Source organism: Sphaerisporangium aureirubrum (assembly GCF_042658925.1).
In the GTDB taxonomy this organism is placed as follows: Bacteria; Actinomycetota; Actinomycetes; order Streptosporangiales; family Streptosporangiaceae; genus Sphaerisporangium; species Sphaerisporangium aureirubrum.
On record NZ_JBHSRF010000050.1, the window covers coordinates 17515 to 36094 of the forward strand.

At 72.8% G+C, this 18580-nt stretch carries 12 protein-coding genes; 11 read left to right on the forward strand and 1 reads right to left on the reverse strand.

The window, feature by feature from the left end:
• Positions 1-12 precede the first annotated feature (12 nt).
• From ACFP1K_RS27065 to ACFP1K_RS27075, 3 genes are all read left to right on the forward strand, one after another.
• Entirely contained in the window at positions 13-1734 is a 1722-nt protein-coding gene (locus ACFP1K_RS27065; protein WP_380758343.1) for a hypothetical protein, read from the forward strand.
• A gap of 74 nt (positions 1735-1808) precedes the next feature.
• Entirely contained in the window at positions 1809-2675 is an 867-nt protein-coding gene (locus tag ACFP1K_RS27070; protein WP_380758346.1) for a phosphorylase family protein, read from the forward strand.
• 39 nt (positions 2676-2714) lie between these two features.
• On the forward strand, positions 2715-3428 hold the full coding sequence (locus ACFP1K_RS27075) for a hypothetical protein (protein ID WP_380758348.1): 714 nt from the start codon (positions 2715-2717) through the stop codon (positions 3426-3428).
• A gap of 42 nt (positions 3429-3470) precedes the next feature.
• Here ACFP1K_RS27075 and ACFP1K_RS27080 read toward each other — a convergent pair whose 3' ends face one another.
• Positions 3471-5132, reverse strand: a complete 1662-nt coding sequence (locus ACFP1K_RS27080; RefSeq protein ID WP_380758351.1) for a solute symporter family protein — start codon at positions 5130-5132, stop codon at positions 3471-3473.
• A gap of 606 nt (positions 5133-5738) precedes the next feature.
• Between ACFP1K_RS27080 and ACFP1K_RS27085 the strand changes: the two genes are divergently transcribed.
• The 8 genes from ACFP1K_RS27085 (at position 5739) to ACFP1K_RS27120 (ending at position 18558) form a co-directional block, all read left to right on the forward strand.
• On the forward strand, positions 5739-7649 hold the full coding sequence (locus ACFP1K_RS27085) for a hypothetical protein (RefSeq protein ID WP_380758353.1): 1911 nt from the start codon (positions 5739-5741) through the stop codon (positions 7647-7649).
• 8 nt (positions 7650-7657) lie between these two features.
• Positions 7658-8476 carry a hypothetical protein gene (locus tag ACFP1K_RS27090; protein WP_380758356.1) on the forward strand — a complete coding sequence of 273 codons (819 nt, stop codon included), beginning with the start codon at positions 7658-7660 and terminating at the stop codon, positions 8474-8476.
• A complete protein-coding gene (locus ACFP1K_RS27095; RefSeq protein WP_380758359.1) occupies positions 8473-10074 on the forward strand; it encodes a vWA domain-containing protein in 1602 nt (533 codons plus the stop codon). Before ACFP1K_RS27090 ends, ACFP1K_RS27095 begins: the two co-directional genes overlap by 4 nt.
• On the forward strand, positions 10064-11512 hold the full coding sequence (locus ACFP1K_RS27100; protein ID WP_380758361.1) for a dynamin family protein: 1449 nt from the start codon (positions 10064-10066) through the stop codon (positions 11510-11512). Before ACFP1K_RS27095 ends, ACFP1K_RS27100 begins: the two co-directional genes overlap by 11 nt.
• Positions 11513-11538: 26 nt before the next feature.
• On the forward strand, positions 11539-13683 hold the full coding sequence (locus ACFP1K_RS27105; protein ID WP_380758363.1) for an outer membrane protein assembly factor BamB family protein: 2145 nt from the start codon (positions 11539-11541) through the stop codon (positions 13681-13683).
• Positions 13680-14186, forward strand: coding sequence for a hypothetical protein (locus tag ACFP1K_RS27110; protein ID WP_380758365.1), 507 nt, complete (start codon positions 13680-13682; stop codon positions 14184-14186). The genes ACFP1K_RS27105 and ACFP1K_RS27110 overlap by 4 nt, the downstream gene beginning before the upstream one ends.
• Entirely contained in the window at positions 14179-15999 is a 1821-nt protein-coding gene (locus ACFP1K_RS27115) for a dynamin family protein (protein ID WP_380758367.1), read from the forward strand. Before ACFP1K_RS27110 ends, ACFP1K_RS27115 begins: the two co-directional genes overlap by 8 nt.
• Before the next feature lie 339 nt (positions 16000-16338).
• Positions 16339-18558 carry a VWA domain-containing protein gene (locus ACFP1K_RS27120; protein ID WP_380758369.1) on the forward strand — a complete coding sequence of 740 codons (2220 nt, stop codon included), beginning with the start codon at positions 16339-16341 and terminating at the stop codon, positions 18556-18558.
• Positions 18559-18580 lie beyond the last annotated feature (22 nt).

Here is an 18580-nt window from a genome sequence, read left to right on the forward strand (position 1 = left end):
GTCGGAGGCGGCATGACGCGACCACAGCAGGCCACCGCGTATTCAGGGCTGCACGAGAAGGTCCGGCAGGACGCGGCGACCCGCAACCTCTGCGCCGGCGTCTATGTCGACCGTGCCTTCCGCGATCTGGTGATCCGCAGGGTGTACTGCGACGTCAAGCACCGGGTGGCCCCCGCGTACGGCTTCGAGCTCATCCCTGTCGTCCGGCACGCCTGGTGGGCGTGGACGCTGGACGCCGCGCGATACGTGACCCTCGTCGCCGTGTTCGTGATCGGCTTCTCGTCCAACACGCCGGCCGCCGTCGTGACCGTGAGCGGTCTGGTGGCCTGCTGCCTGGCGCGTGTCCTGCTCCACAACACCCGGGCGCTGCTGCCGCTGAAGGCCAGAGCGGTACGGAACTCTTTGCTGCGGCAGCCCAGGTGGAACAGCGAGGTGGCCCGCCTTCGGGAGCACACCCGGCTGGCGCAGATCAGCATGTGGGCCTGCCTGGCGCTCCTGGTCGTCCCTCTCGTGGTGGCCTGGGTGACCGGCGTGCCGCTGACCGAGGTGATGAGGCAGGCCGGCACCCTCGCGGTACTGGCCGCCATGGTCACGGCGGGGTCGGAGGCCGTCCGGCAGCTGCTGATCGACACTCTGGACCGGCCGGTCGAACCCGACACGGAGAGCGTGCTCGGTGGACGCCTGAAGGCGATTCACCATCAGGAGCAGCACCCCTTGGTGGTGTACCCACGGACGCGGCCGGTCGCCCCGGACGATCCGGTGGCCCCCGTCATGCTGGCGGAGGACGACGGCAAGGCCGACGACCCCACGCTGTTCTTCGGCAGCGGAAAGCTCGTCCATCGCTGGAAGCCTCCGCTGGTGGTCAGGCTGGTCCAGCGCGACCAGAACATGACCGGCGAGAGCTGGGAGATCGTCCCACCGTTCCCCGCGCACGAATTGGTGGACCACCTCAGAGAGACCATTCGCGGGCTACGGCGGATCGAGGGGCCGACCAGACTGCGCGGACTCGAGGTGCACGATCGGCTGTACGTCGCCGAGGAGGACGTCGCGGGTGATCGGGCATGGCTGCGCGACGAACCCACACCCGGTGACATCGACGGCATCATCGACGCGCACTTCACCATGGTCCACCATTTCCTGGAGATACGCGTCAGCGATACCGGCGAAGTGGTCACCACTGTCTTTCTCCGGGTCACTATCAAAGGCCGTGCGCTCAGCCTTGATTTCGCGGCCTGCGCGCTGACGCGCACCCCGGTCGAATATCAGATGCTCAACGCGTTCACGCCGAGCGGTGCGGGGGGCGTCATCCGGTCGGCGTTGCGCGGAGCCTGGGAACTTCCCCGGACGCTGATCTCGTCCTGGCGTGTCGTGGAGGTGCCGCTCATGCTGTTCCGCGTCGCCAGGGTCGGTCATGCGCAGCGCCGCTCACGGGGAGCGACCGTGGGGCCGCGACTGAGCATACGGCAGTTGAAGACGACCAAGTGGAACGAGGCGCGGCTGGACCATTTCACCATCCAGGACCACATAAAGATCATCGAGCAGCACCTTCTGAAGGCGGCCGAGGAGTTCCTTTCCGACAAGGGTCTCGATACGTCGGCGTTCAAGACGCAGGCGACCACCATCATCAACAGCGGTGTGCTGAACATGGGTGGCAAGACGGAGGTCAACCAGTCGACGGTGGGGACGAACTCCGAGTTGCGTCTGGATACGCGTGTCGGCGACGGCGAGAACTGATTCCCGAATCGAGAAAGCGGTGGATCGTGCACGGTGACATACGCAATTCCGGGATCATGAACACGGGTGGGCGGATGGACGTGAGGAATGTGGCGGTGGGCACCGGGGCCACGTTCAACGCCGCCCCCGCCGCCTCCGGGAGGGGTGAGCGGAGGAAGGCCGACGTCGGGGTGATCACCGCCAAGCCCGTCGAACTGCGCGCGGTCCGGGAGGTGCTCGGGCTGCGCCGGGTGCCGGACGCCGAGATCCCGTTCCACGAAGGTGAGGTGGAGGTACGGGGGCGTGTCGTGCGCGTCGCCGCCGTCCGGGCGATCGCTCAGGGGCAACGGTCGACGGTGACCGCGTTCGGCGATCTGCGTGAGCACTACTGTCCCTCGATCGTGGTGTTCGTCGGGATCGGGGGTGGCATTCATCCGGAGGTCGAGGTGGGGGATGTCGTGGTGGCGACTCGGGTCGTGTACTACGAGTCGCGGAAGGAGACGCCGGAGGGGACGGTGCGGCGGGGGGAGGAGGGGCCGGTGGCGCCGGTGCCGGTCGTGCGGGCGGTGAACTCCTTCTTCGACGATCACGAGGAGCCGGCGCGGTTGCGGGCGGTGGGGCCCGATGACGTCACCCGGGACTATCAGGTGCTGACCGGGCCCATCGGGTCGGGGGAGGCGGTGATCACCGATGCGCGGTCGCCGATCCGGGGGTTCCTTCAGGCGTACAACGACAAGTCGCGGGCGGTGGAGATGGAGGCCGGGGGGCTGGTCCAGGCCTTCTACGAGCAGTCGGGGGCCCGGAAGGTCGACGGATGGCTCGTCATCCGGGGGATCTCCGACAACGCCGACCCGGACAAGAGTGACGATCCGCAGGCCGTGGCGGCCTGGCACGCGGCGACGTCGCTGCGGCTGCTGCTTCCCTACCTTCCGCTGGACGGCCGGACGCCGGGCGGCGGCTGAACGCGGGGCGCGGCGAGACGAGCGGTGGAGGAGGCGGATGTGGAGACGTTCCTGTTCGACCTGCTGAGCTCGGTGTCGGTGACGGCGCTGACGGTGGTGGCGGGATGGGTCACGGCGCGGTGGGCGCGCCGGTTGCCGGGTGTGCTCCTGGGGAGGCTCATGGGGCTCGGCGTCGTGCGCGTCTACCGCCGCCAGGCACAGGCCAACGCCGACCTCCCCGCCGCGCTGTCCCGGGCCCGGTGGGTGAAGGTCCTGGCCGGACGCGGCAACGAGATGACCCGCGACGGGTTCGGACCGGTCTGGGAGAGGGCCGAGGGGCCGCAGCTGGACTTCGTGGAGGTCCTGCTGCCCGATCCGGTGCCGGGGGCGCCGTCCTGGCTGTCCCGCCGGGCGGCGGAGGTCCACCGGGTGGACATGGGGTTCACGCCCGCCCTCCTCGCGAGTCAGGTGTGCCTCAACGCGGCGTACATCGAGGAGATCGCCCGCCGCACCGGCAAGGTGCGGCTGAGGTTCTACGAGCTCCCCAACCTTCACCGGGTGATCCTCACGGACGAGGTGGCCTATCTCACGATCTACCGCAGCGACCGGCACGGCCGCAATTCGCCCTGCCTCGTCGCCCGCCGCCCGGGCGCGCTGTACGACTACGCGGCGAGCCTGTTCGCGACGGCATGGGAGTCCAGCCGCCCGATCGAGCAGGGGACCGGCCGCGCCACGCCGCCCGCGGAGCCGCGCAGGGCGGTGGACGCGGCGTGACGCGGACCAGGCCGGCTCCAGGTGGCGTCACCCGGCGGATCCTCAGTAGTAGTCGCGTTGCGGGCGGGCGTGTTTGCCGTGGGTGTAGTTGTCGGTTGTCCGGGGGGCGCGTTCGGCGCCGGCGCCGGTCAGGGCGCGGACCTCCAGTTCGGCGTGCTTCTTCGGGTCGTGTTCGGGGCTGAGGACGGTGGCCAGCCAGCCGAAGAAGAAGCCGGCGGGGATGGAGACTATGCCGGGGTTCTCCAGGGGGAACCAGTGGAAGTCGACGGTGGGGAACAGCGAGGTGGGGCGGCCGGAGGTGATGGGGGAGAAGGTGACGAGGGTTATGGCGGTGCCGAGGCCGGCGTAGATGGTGGTGAGGGTGCCGGCGGTGTTGAAGCGTTTCCAGTAGAGGCTGTAGAGGATGGCGGGGAGGTTGCCGGAGGCGGCCATGGCGAAGGCCAGGCCCACCAGGAAGGCGACGTTGAGTTTCTGCGCGGCGAGGCTGAGGACGATGGCCACGCCGCCTATGACGAAGGCGGCGATCCTGGCGAAGCGGACCTCGTCGCGTTCGGTCACGCGGCCACGTTTGCCCACGTGAGCGTAGAGGTCGTGGGCCACGGAGGACGAGGTGGCCAGGGCCAGGCCGGCCACCACGGCGAGCATGGTGGCGAACGCCACGGCGGCGATGACGGCCAGCAGGACGGTGCCGCCGATCTCGCCGAAGAGGAGCCGGCCGATCTTCTCGGCCAGCTGGGGGGCGGCGGTGTTGCCCGCGGGGTTGGCCTTGGCGATCTCCTCGGGGCCCACCAGGGCGGCGGCGCCGAAGCCGAGGACGAGGGTCAGCAGGTAGAACGTCCCGATGATGGCGATGCCCCACAGCACGGACCTGCGGGTGTCCCGCGCGGAGGGGACGGTGTAGAAGCGGATGAGGATGTGCGGCAGGCCCGCCGTGCCGAGTACCAGGGCCAGGCCGAGGCTGATCAGGTCGAGTTTGCCGGCGAGGCCCTGGGCCTCGGTGGCGAAGCGTTGCCCCGGTTCCAGGAACGCGTCGCCCTCGCCGCTGCGGGCCGCGGCCTCGCGCAGCAGCGCGGAGGGGTTCAGGCCGAACTTCACCATCACCAGCACGGTGACCACCAGGGCGCCGCCGATGAGCAGGAACGCCTTGATGATCTGGATCCAGGTGGTGCCCTTCATGCCGCCGCCCGCGACATAGATGATCATCAGGGCGCCGGTGAGCACGATGGTCACCGCCTTGGCGGCGTCCCCGGTGAACCCGAACAGCAGCGACACCAGCGCCCCCGCCCCCACCATCTGGGCGAGCAGGTAGAAGATCGAGATGACGATGGTGGAGACCCCGGCGGCGACCCGGACCGGGTGCGGGTTGGTGCGGAACGTCAGCACGTCCGCCATGGTGAACCTTCCGGCGTTGCGGACCGGCTCGGCCACCAGCAGCAGCGCCACCAGCCAGGCCACCAGGAAGCCGATGGAGTACAGGAACCCGTCGTAGCCGTACAGCGCGATGATCCCCGCGATGCCGAGGAACGACGCGGCCGACATGTAGTCGCCGCCGATCGCGAGGCCGTTCTGCCCGCTGGAGAAGGCACGCCCTCCGGCGTAGAAGTCGATGATGCCCCTGGTCTGCCGGCTCGCCGACACCGTGATCCACAGGGTGACGGCGATGAAGACGACGAAGAGGACGATGGCGAGGGTCTGATGACTCACTGGTGCGTCTTCCTTGGAACGTGACTTGCTCTTCCCCCGCACGCCGCCGGGACCCGGCGGGCCACCGATCACCAGGTGATTTAGGTCATGTCACTGTAGAAAGCGGATGATCCGGAGTCCCGGCCGCTGGGACCGGCGGCGGGAAAACCGCGCCGAACGGTGGTCTGTGGCGCCGGACGGTCGGTTTCGCACGCCGAAGCGTCCGAGGCTCGGTGACCGAAACCTGGTCATGTGACGTGCCACTGAGGCCGCGCGCCACCGGGGCGCCGGGAGGCCGCCGCCTCCGCCGGCCGGGAGGGTCACGGCCGGCCGAGCGCCCGGCGGGTGTTCTTCGCACAATCCGGGGCGTCAGAAGTGAGGAGATGTGTGGTGATTTGTAGTACTAAATTGTGATTTGGTGTTCGGTGTGCGCGCTGTAGGGAAATCCCTAAAGGGCAACTGGAAGTTCTCCGCGCGGGAAACCTTTTCCCTGGGTCAGACGTCTCCTTCTACGTAAGATAGGCGATCAATAGTCGTCTGGGATGGTGACGATCATTTGCCCGGCTTTCGGCGACGTCTGGCATTCGGATGAACAGGCAGACCTGCCAGGTTTGTTGTGACTCATGGGTGGATCCAACGATCAAGGAGTGTCCCGACTGCGCGTGGCCGATCGAGGGGGACGGCTCCGTTTCATTGCCCGAGGCCCGGTATCTCCGTGACCTGCGCGCCGTTCTCCGCGCCGCGCTGCGGGAGGACATTTCCTGCTGGTTCGACGAGGACACCGTCGCCCGGCTGATGCCCGCCGTGCGCGAGCCCTCGGCCGGAATTCCGGAATTCGAGGAACGCGAACGCCGGGCGTTGATCACGGCCGCCGGACAGGCCGGTGACCACGACTGGATCACACCCATCCGGGAGAGCGAGGTGCTCGTGTCCGGCTTCCAGAAGGTCGTCGACGGCGAGCCCGACGCGACCTTGGTCCTCCAGATCACCGCCGGGGGCCTCCTCGGCCACCGGATCCGACCGGACGGGACGACCGGCGTGCCGCGCACGGAGGGCCCGGTCCTGAACCTCCCCTGGTCCTCGATCCTGCCGGGCCTGCCGGACGACCCGATCGCGCGCGCCTTCGTGCTGGCCGGCGGCGTGGGGACGGCGGGGGCGGCCTGCGCCGGGACGGCCGAGATCGCCGCCGCGCTGCGCCCGGTGCTGCCCCTGGAGGTCAACGCCACGGCCTGGTCGCACGTCGTGGCCGTGCAGTGGATGCCGGGCTGGCCGGTCCTCCGGCGCGTGCTGCGCTGCCTGCGATGGCCGTTCGAGGCGGACGTCGCCTTCGACGTGCCGGGGCCCGGCGTCACACCGGACCAGGTGCTGGAGGCGTTGTGCGGCCGTGTCCCGCTGGCCGCGCGGTACGCCCTCGTCCTCGCGGACGTCAGCCCGAGGCCCGGCAGGGCGGGCGCCGTCCGCACGTCCGGCGAGGTGGAGCTGAGGGACGTCCCGCTGTTCGAGGCCGGGACCGTGGCCCCGGCCTCCACGGTGGTCGCCGTCGAGGCGCCGCGGGCGGCGGGCCGCCGGGTCTGCCTGCCCGTGGTGCTGAGCCCGTCGGAGGCGAGCCCGGGTGAGCGCACGATGATCTGCGCCTTGAACGTCCCGCTCACCCACGGCGCGCCGACGCGGATCGCGTTCGACCTGGTCGCCCCGGGGGAGGTGCGGCTGAGGCGTCCGGACCGCGGCGCCGGCCGCCCGTTCGGCCGCAAGGACGGCCGGTCGTGGGCCGCGCTGCACCGGGAGTACGAGGCGTGGGCCGGCCGCGACACCCCGATCGACCTGGTCTTCGCCGTCGAGCTGAACGCCGTCACCGAAGAGGTGTTCCTGCGCCGCCGCGAGATCGTCGAGGGGGTCGTCGTCCAGGCCCAGCGGGCGGTGCTCGGCGACGGCATGGTGGAGGTCGCCCTGATCGGATACCGGCAGCACGGGCTGCCCGAGCCGTGCCTGGCCGAGCCGTGCGAGCTCGGCGCGCCGGACGACGCGTGGCAGGCGCTGGGCGGGTGGCGGTGGACCGGCCCCCCGGCCGACCCGGTGTCGGCCGCGGTGGAGGACGCGTTCGAGGTCGCCGCGCGGACCAGGTGGCGGGAGGGCGGCGACCGGTTCGTGATCACCGTGGGCGGCCGGGTGCCGCACGTCCGCAGCCAGGTCGGCGACGGCGGCGGGTACGAGACCCGGTGCGTCAACGGGCTCGCCTGGCGCGAGCAGATGGACGAGATGCGGGAGCACGGCGTGCGCTTCCTGGCCGTCGGCGATCCCGCGGAGGCCGCCGGCGATCCGGCGAACGCGGCCCTTCCCGAACTCCAGGCCCGCCACCAGCGCGAGCACGCCGCCGGGATCTGGCGGGAGATCGGGGCGGACGGCTACTTCAAGCACGTCACGGCGTCGGTGACGGATCTGATGAGCGCCGTCGGCCTCGGCGGGGCCGAGGCGGAGTTCCCGTTCGCCGTCCCCGCCGCGGCGACGCCGGTCGCGCGGGCGTCCGGAGGTACGAGGTGACCGAACGGATGCGCATCGGCCTTCTCGGCACGCCGGGCAGCGGGAAGCTGACCTTCCTGTCGGCGCTGCCCATCGCGGACTACGGGAACTGGGTCGTCAGGCCCGACGCCGCCACCGTCGACTTCGTGACCTCCGCGGCGAAGACCCTGACCGAGGACAAGCGGTTCCCGGTCCGCGACCCGGTCCGCGGCTCCCGCAGCCCGCTGGGGTTCGGCTTCTCGCGCGGCGTGCGGCCGGACTTCCGGGCCGACGTCGTGAACAGGCCGGGCGAGCATTTCCGCCACGACCGGGAGGACCGGGAGACGATCGCCAAGGATCTGGCGTCGTGCGACGGATACGTCCTGCTGTTCGACCCGATCGGGGAACGCTGGCGAGGCGACGGCTACGGCTTCGTGTCCGCGCTGGCCCAGCGCGTCAACGCGCACTGCCCCGACGGCGAGTTCCCGAAGCCGCTGTCCGTCTGCTGCGTCAAGTACGACGACCCCCAGGTCTTCCTGCCCGCCCTCGGGCACGGCTGGGGCACCGAGCAGGACGCGGAGCCGCGGTTCCCCCGGGTGGCGGACGCCGAGGGATTCTTCGCCTGGGCGTGCGGGCACTTCGGCGGCGGCAAAGGGGAGAGGTTCCGCGCCGAGATCCTCAAGCAGTTCGACCCGCGGCGCACCGCCTACTTCGTCACCTCCTCCATCGGTTTCAAATCGGATCGCCGCCGGTTCGACCTGGACGACTTCGTCAACGCCCAGGGCTCCCGGATCCTCGGGGAGGTCCACCCGATCAACGTCGTCGAGCCCTTCGTCGAGCTGGCCCGGATGATCAGAGGTGCGTCGTGACGGGCACCCTGCGGCGGCTGCGGGGCGCCGTGCTGAGCGGGATCACCTGCTGCGTCGTGGCGGGCGCGCTGGGGACGGCCCGGCCGGTGGAGGCCGCCGCCGACCCGGACCTGGAGCAGGTGTACGCGGGCCTGGACCTGAAGCGGACCCGGGCCACGTACCTGGTCCTGCTGGACACCTCCGGCAGCGTCGCCAAGGGGTTCCCCCTGGTCCGCCGGCAGCTGAAGGCGCTGCTGCGGGGGGTCGAGCCGGGCGACCAGGTCCTGCTGTTCCCGTTCGACGAGCACGTGCGCCGGGAGATCCCGCTGGACGGCCCGGAGGACGTCGACCGGCTGCGGGTCCCGAAGGGCCAATGGACGGACATCGGCGCGGCTCTCGACCAGGCCGTCGCCTGGCTGGACGGGCACCCGTCCCCGCTGGCCGCGATCATGCTCGCCTCGGACAACGAGCACTACCCCGCGCCGGGCAGCCGGTACGGCGCGTCCGGCGGCGCGGCCTGGCGGCGGCTCGCGGAACGGGGGAGGGACCTGGAGAAGAAGATCCCCTGGCTCCAGGTGTACTCCCTGCCCTACCCCGCCGACCCGGTGCTGCGGCAGCGGCGCGGCCGGGAGCTGCGCCTCGGCCAGGAGAAGGTGCTCGGCCGGGTGTTCCCTCGCTATCTCATCCACGAGCCCCGCAACGCCGGCGAGGAACACGACCTCGCCGCGCTCAAGGAGCTCGCCCGCAGGGACACGGCCCGCGGGCTGCTGGCCGCCGAGGAGGGCCGCGGCGTGACCGCCGAATGGCTGACCGGCCCCGGCCGCCTCGACCTGGCGGCCGGCCGGGGGACGGCCCGCCTCCGCCTACGCTCCACGCTCCGGTACGTCCCCGTCCAGGTCTCCGGCCTCGTGGTCACCGCGGACGGCCCCGGCGGTCTCCCGGTGGAGGCGCGGCTCGCCGACCCGCGCCCGGTGGCGCTGCCGCCGCGAGGAACGGTGGAACGCGACGTCACCCTGGTGTGGCGGCCACCGGCGCACGACATTCTGGACCGCAGGGTGCGCGCCGGCAACGCGGCGACCGCGCGGGCCGAGGTGACGACCCCCTGGTCGCCGGGCCTCGCCGAGCTGGCGGTCAGTCCCCCGCCGCCCCGGCTCGTCACACCCCCCTTGCCCCTCTTCCCTCCGGACGGGACCCGCGTGACGGGCGTGTGGCGTCCGATGTCCGGCGTGGCGGCCGCGACGGCCGTGCTCGTGCTGGGCCTGCTCCTGTGGGTGCGGCTGCGCGACCGGTGGCACCCCAGGATGCACGGCCACCTCGGGTTCACGTACTGGGAGACCGGGGCCTCCGGGCGCACGGTCGCGCGCCGCGGCACGACGGCGTCGCTGGCGGGCAGACGCGGCCCGCAGGCGGTGCGGCCGCTGGGAGAGGACGCGGACGAGCCCGTCGCCACGGTCAGCGGCCGGGGCCTGCTGCCGGGCACCAGGAAGCTGGTCGTCGAGTTCTCCCGCAACGGCGCCCCGCCCGAGCGCAAGATCCTCCCCTACTGGGGCACGGTGCTGATCGGCGGAGTCCGGTTCACCCACCACGAGAAGCCGGACGAGGACGCGAATGAACGATGACCTCTGCGGGCCGGTCCTGCGGCTCTGCGACCGGGTGGCCTCCCGCCACACCGAAGGCCGCCTGCTGGACACCGCGCGGCGGGTCGCCGAGCGGCTCGCCGACGGGCGGCTGCGGATCGCCGTGGGCGGCCGGATGAACGCCGGCAAGTCCACCCTCGTCAACGCGCTCATCGGACGGCGCATCGCGCCCACCGACAACACCGAGTGCACGCTGGTCGTCACCCGGTACCACCCCTCCCACCTGGACCGCGTCACCGTGAGGTCCAGGTCCGGGGCCGCGCGCGAGGTGCGCATGGGGCCGCGGGGCGGGCTGCCGGTGGAGCCGGGCGGGCTCGGGTGGGAGCCGGAGGACATCGAGTGGGTCGACGTCGAGTTCTCCGGGTCCACCCCGGCTGGCTGCCTGCTGGTGGACACGCCGGGACTGGACTCGCCGAACCACGGCGACGAGGCCTCGCTCGCGGCGCTGCGGGACGCCGACGCGACGTTCTTCGTCATGCCGCACCCCGGCGGGGAGGACGCCAAGGCGTTCGCCGAGATCCGCCGGGGCACGGGCACCTCCTGGGCCGCGGCCACCGGCCGGATCGGAGTGATCAGCCAGATCGACTGGATGCCCGAGGACTCCGGCGACGATCCCTGGCCGGACGCGCGCCGGGTGGCCGCGACGTACACCGCCAAGCTGCGGGACGAGGTGACCGAGGTGATCCCGGTCGCCGGGCTGCTGGCCGAGACCGCGCTCGGCGGGGACTTCACCGAGGACGACGCGGAGGCCCTCGGCAGGCTGGCCCGGCACGACCTCGACGAACTGGACGAGGCGCTCTACGACGCCGACAACTTCCTCGGCTGGGACAAGGGCCCGCTGGCCGAGGCCGCCCGGGCCCGGCTGTTCCGGATGCTCGGCGTCTACGGGCTGCGCCTGTGCGCCGAGTTCTGCGCGGCGGGCCCGAGGTCCCCGGCGGAGATCCTGGACCACCTGCGCGAGCGGTCCGGCGTCGACCGGCTGATCGAGCGGATCGAGGTCGCGCTGGCCCCGCGCACCGACTGGCTGCGCGCCGTCTCGGCGCTGGCGCGGCTCACCGAGGCGGCGCTGGCCGACCCCCGCGGCGGGTGGCTGCTGGACACGGTGGAAGAGCTCGGGCGGCGGCCCGCCTTCGTCCGGGCCGAGCTCCGGGAGGCGCTGCGCGAGATGGAGGCCGGACGGCCGCGCCTTCCCGCGGAGGACATCGAGGCGCTGCGCCGCCTGGCCACGCGCCCGCACCCCGCCGAGGCCCTCGGGCTGCCCCCGGGGGCCACCCGGGACGAGCTGGCGCGGGCGGCCGGGCGCGAGGTGAGCCGATGGCGGCGCGTCGAGCAGGACCCGGCGCTGCCGCCGCGGCTGCGGCGCACCGCGCGGACCGCGATGGAGCTGTGCCACGGCCATCACCCCGACGTGCGCCGATGAGCGGAAGACAGAACATGGAGACACTGATGACGACCGGTGGATCCGGCTGGCAGCTGGCCATCGACTTCGGCACCTGCTACACCTCCGCCGCCACCCTGTACGCGGGTGACGTCGAGCCCCTGGAGCTGGAACCGGGGGAGGCGCGGTACTTCCCGTCCGTGGTGGTGGTCACCGGCGGCGAGGACGGCCTGAACGGTGAGGAGGGTGAGGACGGCGACGGCTTCGTGGTCGGCACCGAGGCGCTGAACCGGGCCGGTCTCGACCCGGCCAGGGTCGTCCGGCTGCCCAAGCGGGAGCTGCGGGCCAGCGCGCACACCCTCGTCGACGACCGCCTGATCGAGACGGCCGACCTGGTCGCGGCGATCTTCCGGAAGGTCCTCGCCGTGGCGCTGCGGAAGTTCGCGTTCACCGGCCAGGGCCCCGAGCGGGTGGTGCTGACCCATCCGGCGCGCTGGTCGGGCGAGCCGCTGGACCGCCTCACCCAGGCGGCGGCCCGCGCCGGGCTGGGCGCGGTGGACTTCGTGCCGGAACCGGTGGCCGCGGCGCGGTGGTACCTGAGGATGCGCGAGCTGTCCGTCGGCGAGTACGTCGTGGTGTACGACCTCGGCGGCGGCACCTTCGACACCGCGGTGCTGCGCCGCACCGACGACGGGTTCGAGGTGCGCGGCCAGCCGGGCGGGCGGGAGGACATCGGCGGGGAGGACTTCGACCAGGCGCTGCTGGAGATCGTCCAGGCGGAGGCGCGCCGCCGCGACCCGCGGGCGGCGTACGCCGTGTGGGAGGGCACCGACTGGAAGGCCCGGATGTGGCAGAGCCAGTGGGCCAAGGACGTCACCGTGGCCAAGAAGTCCCTCTCGGAGCGGGAGCGGTGGCTGATCAGGGGCGAGGGGTTCTACGAGCCCGGCATCCTCGTCACCAGGGGTCAGTTCGAGGAAGCGATCAGCGGCATGGTGCTGAAGACCGTGCGCGAACTGGGCGCCGCCATCCGTCAGGTCGCCCCCACCGGCGCCGGTGTGGACACCGTCTACCTGACCGGCGGGTCCAGCGCCATCCCGCTGATCCGCCGGATGATCAGAGAGGACTCCGGAGGCCGGCTCGACGCGGTGGTCGCCCCGGAGCCCAAGGCCGCCGTGGCGCTGGGCGCGCTGACCGAGCCGCCGCCGCCCGAGGGGGCGCCGCCGCGGCTCCGGCTCTGGCGGCGCGAGGTGGTGGGACGCCCGACGGCCCCGGTGCTGTCCGGGCAGACGCTGTACGTGGGCACCGGCGACGGGTTCATCTACGCCTTCGAGGCCGCGACCGGGGAGCGGGTATGGTACCGGGCCGTCTGCGCCGCGGTCACCCCGCCCGTGGTGCACGGCGACCGGCTGTACATCGGCGACGCCGACGGCAGGCTGAGCGCGCTGGCCGCCGAGGACGGGGTGCGGCAGTGGTACCGCTTCCTCGGGCCCGCCACCCCCCGCAGGCAGAGGCGGATCACGGCCTCTCCCGTGGTGCACGGCGACCGGGTCTTCGTGGGCTGCGAGGAGAGAGGGCTGTACTGCTACGGCGTCGACGGCGAGCGCCTGTGGACGTACGGCATCGCCGGGGTGGACGGCTGCCCGCCGGTGGCCGTGCGGGACCTGGTGTTCGCCGGCAGCCAGTCCGGCCGGGTGACGGCCGTGACCGCGGCGACCGGGGAGCGGCGGATGAAACGCCGCCTGCCCGCGCCGATCGCCGCCCCGCTGGCGGTGACGGCGCACATCGTGTTCGCCGCCGCCGAGGACGGCGTGGTGTACGCGGTGGACCGCGCCGGGGACAACCCGGTGCTGTGGTCCAGGCCGGTGGGAGTGCCGCGCGGCACCGGCCCGGTGTTCGACCGCGGGCGGGTCTACGTGGGCACGGCGGACGGCCGGCTCCTCGGGCTCGACGCCGAATCGGGCGCCGAGCGCGTGTCGCTGCCCGTCGGCGGGCCGGTGACCGCGACCCCGGTGGTCCGGGACGGGACCGCGTACGTCGTCGCGGGCGACTCGCTGACCGCCCTGGACCTGACGGCGGGGGAGACGCGGTGGACCAGGGACGCGGGAGGCGCCGTCGCCGGGCCGCCCGCGATCGGCTCGGCGTTCGCCTACATCGCCGTCTCCACCGGCCACATCGAGACCGTCGACCTGGCCACGGGGGCCTGGCCGCGATGACCGACCACGAGGAGGACAAGATGCCGGGACCGCGGAAAGCGTGGTGGGAGTGGCCGTGGTGGCCGCGCGACACCGCGCCCGAGCCGGAGCCCGCCGGGCCCGTCGCCGGGGGCGAGGTCGCGCCGGGGGACGCACGGGCGGCGTTCGAGCAGGCGCAGAAGGACGGCGCGGCCGCCTTCGAGGCGGTGCTGGCGCGGGCCGGGGAACGCGACCAGCTGGTCATGGCCTGCGTGGACCTGGCCGACCGGCTGCGGGTCCATCACGCCGGGCTGTGGGCGCTGCTGCGCGACGGCCTGGAGGGGGTCGGGGTGACGCTGGCGGTGGTGGACGGCGAGCGGTTCGACGCCAAGCGGCACCGGGCGATCGGCAGGGAGCCGACCGACGACCCGGGACTCCACATGACCGTGGCCCACACGCAGCTGTGCGGGGTGTCCGACCGGGACCGGGAGATCCGGATCCCCGAGGTGGTCGTCTACGCGGAGAAGAGGCCGGCCGATGCCTGAGGACAACGGTCACTTCCTCGCGGGCGAGGTGCACGCGTTCCTCACCGACGTCGCGGCCACCATGCGCGAGCAGGGACGTCCCGCGTCGGCCGTCGGCGTGGAGCGCGCGGCGGCCGAGATGCCCCGGCAGGCCGCCACGGTCGTCGTCGTGGGCGAGAAGAAGCGGGGCAAGAGCTCGCTGATCAACGCGCTGGTGGGCCGCCCCGACCTGCTGCCCAAGGACGTGGACGTCGCCACCAGCGTGCACGTGGCCGTCCGGTACGGGACGACGGAACGGGCCGTGGTCGTCGACGACGAGCACCCGGAGGGCCGGGAGGTCCCCTTCGCGGAGATCGGGGAGTACGCGGCGCTGGACCCGGTCACCCAGCGCCCCCGGCGGGACGGCGTGCACCACGTGGAGGTGTACCTGCCCGCGCCGCTGCTGGCCGGCGGGCTGGCGCTGATCGACACGCCCGGCGTCGGCGGGCTGGTGGCCGGGCACACCGCGATCACGCTGGCCACGCTCGCCCAGGCGGACGCGCTGCTGTTCGTCGTCAACGGCTCGGGGGAGCTGACCGCCTCTGAGCTGCGTTTCCTGGATCTGGCGACCCGGCGGGTCGACAGGGTGATGTTCGTGCTGACCCAGACGGACCGCCATCCCGGCTGGGAGAAGACCCTGCGGATCGACCGCGACCTGGTGGCGAGGCACGCCGGCGACTACGCCGGCGCGCCGTGGTTCCCGGTGAGCAGCCGCCGCAAGTCCGACGCCGACCGCGCCGAGGAGAAGGGACGGCGGGACACCGCCGCCCGGCGCTACGAGTCCAGCGGCTTCGGCGCCCTGGAGGCCGCGCTGCGCGGCTCGGTCGCGGACCGGGCCGAGGTGGTGCGCCTGGCGAACACCGTGAGGATGGCCAGGCACCTGCTCGGCGGCGCGATCGCCGAGGCCGAGCGCCGCGCCATGGCGCTGCGCGAGGACCCGGGCCTTCTGGCGCGGGTCCGCCGGCAGCGCGACCTGCTGGCCGAGCACGAGCGGCGCAACGCGGGCTGGCGTCAGCGGCTGGACCGGCGGATGGAGGCCGAGGCGGGCGAGCTGCGGCGCCGGATGGACCGGAGGCTGGAGGAGCTGCGCCAGTCGCTGGACCGGCGGATCGCGCAGGGGGACAGGAACCTGCACGCCGGGTTCCCCGCCGAGGCGTCCGCCGGGGCGCGCGGGCTGCTGATGGAGTTCGAGGGCGACCTGCGGGCCAGGCTGGCGGTGGTCGCGGCGGGCATCGCCGAGGAGTTCGACGCCGAGGGCGCCGAGGCCGCCGCGGTGGAGCTGGCGCTCCCCGTCGACATCCCCGCGGCCCCGGGGGGCGCGCGGGCGCCCCGGGGGCTGATCTCCGACGTCGACCGGGCGTCGCGGTACGTGGACATCGGCGTGGTGGTGGGCACCGCGGTCGCGGCGCTGCTGTCGCCGTGGCTGGCCCCCGTGGTCGGCGTCACCATCGTCGCGGTGCTCAGCCGCTGGCGCAGGCGGGCGGAGGAGGAGGCCACGCGGGAGGCCGACCTGCGCGACCAGCTCGAACGCCTGCTGGGAAGCATGCGGCACGATCTGTCGGCCGCCGTCGGCGACGCGATGGCGACGACGGGGGACGCGCTCGGGGCGCACGTGGACCGGAGCCTGTCGCGGGCCCGCCGCGAACTGGCCTCGGTGCTGGAGGACGCCGAGGCGGCTCTCGGCATGGAGCGCGACACGCTGCGGGTCCGCCGGGCGGCGGCGGACGCGCGGCTGGAACGGCTGCTGACGCTCCGGGAGCGCGGCGACGACATCCTCGGGCGGCTCGATGAGTGACCGGTTTTTCGGCGAAGGGGTGATTTATCGCTTTTATGTAGATTATTCGCCGGCACGGATTTCCCTCGCCTGCCATCTCAGGGAGCATGAGAGGCGTCTTTACCTATTGAGGGCGGAGGCGGCGGCGCCGTGACTTCTGTTGTGCGAGAGGAATGAAGAGACGGCGCGGCCATGGTAATGATCAACGGGAACCCTTTACCGTTGACACGCGTTGGTCGATCAACATGGTTCCTTTTCCTCACTGGGAGCCGTGCGAACGTCCCGTCGCCTTTGGGGAGAAGGGAGAACGGGCAGGTGGGGGCTACTTCAGGGGGCTGTATCCGTATGCCTTCGTTCTCGATGGGCCGAAAATTGGCCCTGCCATTGATCTTCGCGGTGGCGCTGCCGTTATCGGCCGCGCCGGCCGCGGCCGCCATTCCGAGTCCCATCCAGGTGCAGCCCATCGACGTGGTCATTCTGGTGGACGAGTCGGGAAGCCTCTCGGAAAGCGCCGTCACCGCCGAACGCGCCGCCGCGGCGCTGCTGGCCGTCGGTGAGTTCTCGTCCAAGTCCAGGGTCGAGGTCGTCGGGTTCGGCAGCAAGAACGACAGCGGGCAGAACGCGCTGGACGTCGTGTGCCCGCTCGGTCCGCTCGCCACCCGCGAGGACCGCGAGGCCGTCGTCGACTGCGTGCGGGAACTGCACCGGCGCACGCCGGAGGAGGGCAACGACACCGACCACGTGGCCGCCATCGGGCGCGCCGTCTCGACGCTGCGCGCCACCGGGGACCGCGACCGGCAGAAGATCGTGTTCCTGCTCACCGACGGCGTGCTCGACGTCCGGCGCAGCCCCAACTACGGTGACACCCCGGACGCCCGGCAGAACGCCGCCCGGCAGTACCTCGACGCCCACCTGCGCGAGGCCGCGGGGGCGGGCATCCAGATCTGGCCGCTCGGCTTCGGCAAGGCCGACCTCGGGCAGCTGAAGTCGTTCGCGGTGGGCAGGCCGTGCAACAACCTCACCGGCTCGCGGCCCCAGGCGCAGCTCATCCAGCGCGAGGACCAGGTCTTCTCCGCGATGGTCCGGGTGTACAGCACGGCCAGGTGCGCCGGGTCCCAGGTCGCCGACCCGCAGGTCGTGGACGGCCCCGGCGGCAGGGAGTACCACCTGAGCATCCCCGAGATCGCCACCGACGCCTCCATCACCGTCGCCAAGTACAACCCCAGGTTCCGCGTCACCTACATCGACCCCGCGGGGAACGTGGTGCCGAAGACCGGCAACCACGACGGCTCGACCTTCCAGGTGTACGGCGAGGACAGCCCCGTCGAGGGCCTGCGCATCGGCCTGCCCCGCCCCGGCGAGTGGACCGTCAAGGTGGAGGCCCCCGAGGGCGTGCGGCCCGAGAAGGTGGTCGCCGCGGTGACCTGGCAGGGCGCCGTCCGCTCCACCATCACCCTGGACGAGCAGAACCCCGAGCCGGGCGGCCAGGTGGTCGTGCGCTCGCGGCTGCAGACCCGGCGGGAGGTCGTGGTGTCGCCGGAGGCGCGCGACGCGCTCGCCTTCAGCGTGGACATGACCGGCGACGGCGTGCCCGACACGGTGCACGTCCGGCTCCAGGACGACGGCACCGGGCCGGACCGCAAGGCCGGCGACGGCGAGTACGCCGGCGTGGTGGCGGTGCCGTCCACCGCCACCGGGGCGCTGCGGTTCGTCGGCGTGGTCGACGCCGTGGGCGTGCAGGGCGACAAGGTGCCGTACGAGACCCAGATCGGGCGGCCCGGCAGCCGCGTGCGCACCGTGATCGACGTCCCGCAGCAGACCGTGGCGCCCGGCGAGGTCGTGCGCGGCTCCGTCACCGTCACCAACGACACCGGCAAACCCATCACCGCGACGCTGGCGCTGGACGGGCTGCGCGAGGGGGACCGCGTCCAGGTCCGCTCGCCGGAGCTGCGCATGCCGGTCGGCCAGACCCAGCGGGACGTGGAGCTGGTCCTGGCGGACGGCAGCGCGCTCGGCGACATCCCCGGCGTGCTCGTCCTGCGCGACGCCGCCGACCCGGCGCGGGAGTACGGCAGGGGCTTCGTCAAGGTCACCGTGGCCTACCCGCCCTCCCCGGTGCCGTGGATCCTCGGCGCCCTGATCGCGCTCGCGGTCATCGCGCTGCTGGTCCTGTTCACCAGGGCGCGGGCCGGCCGCATCCGCGGCGACGTGCAGGAGCTGACGCTGCTGCTGTACCGCGGCGACCGGGAGACCGCGCAGTGGCGGGCGCCGGTCGGCCGCAACCGCAGGCTCGAGTTCGTCATCCGCGACCCGCGCGACCACCCCCACTTCGACCGGCCCGGCCGCGGCGACCAGATCTACTCGGTGTCCCGCAGTTCCGGCGGCTCCGGAGGGCTGTTCCTGCGCACCCCGGAGGGGGACGTGCGCGGCATGCGGCCCGGCGTCCCCGAGCCGGTGGGCGACGGGCTCGCCGTCGCCGTGCTCGACGGCCGCCTCACGGCGCCCACCGGCGGCCCGCCTCCCGGCGGCGGCCACTCGTCCGGCTCCTACTCCTCGCCCTCCACCGACCCCCTCCTGTGAACCGCACCGGTAAAGGAAAGGG

What these genes read in the sequence shown, in the direction of transcription:
- ACFP1K_RS27065 (WP_380758343.1), top strand. Translation starts at nt 13, where the DNA reads ATGACGCGACCACAGCAGGCCACCGCGTATTCAGGGCTGCACGAGAAG.
- ACFP1K_RS27070 (WP_380758346.1), top strand. Translation starts at nt 1,809, where the DNA reads ATGGACGTGAGGAATGTGGCGGTGGGCACCGGGGCCACGTTCAACGCC.
- ACFP1K_RS27090 (WP_380758356.1), top strand. Translation starts at nt 7,658, where the DNA reads ATGCGCATCGGCCTTCTCGGCACGCCGGGCAGCGGGAAGCTGACCTTC.
- ACFP1K_RS27100 (WP_380758361.1), top strand. Translation starts at nt 10,064, where the DNA reads ATGAACGATGACCTCTGCGGGCCGGTCCTGCGGCTCTGCGACCGGGTG.
- ACFP1K_RS27105 (WP_380758363.1), top strand. Translation starts at nt 11,539, where the DNA reads ATGACGACCGGTGGATCCGGCTGGCAGCTGGCCATCGACTTCGGCACC.
- ACFP1K_RS27110 (WP_380758365.1), top strand. Translation starts at nt 13,680, where the DNA reads ATGACCGACCACGAGGAGGACAAGATGCCGGGACCGCGGAAAGCGTGG.
- ACFP1K_RS27115 (WP_380758367.1), top strand. Translation starts at nt 14,179, where the DNA reads ATGCCTGAGGACAACGGTCACTTCCTCGCGGGCGAGGTGCACGCGTTC.
- ACFP1K_RS27120 (WP_380758369.1), top strand. Translation starts at nt 16,339, where the DNA reads ATGGGCCGAAAATTGGCCCTGCCATTGATCTTCGCGGTGGCGCTGCCG.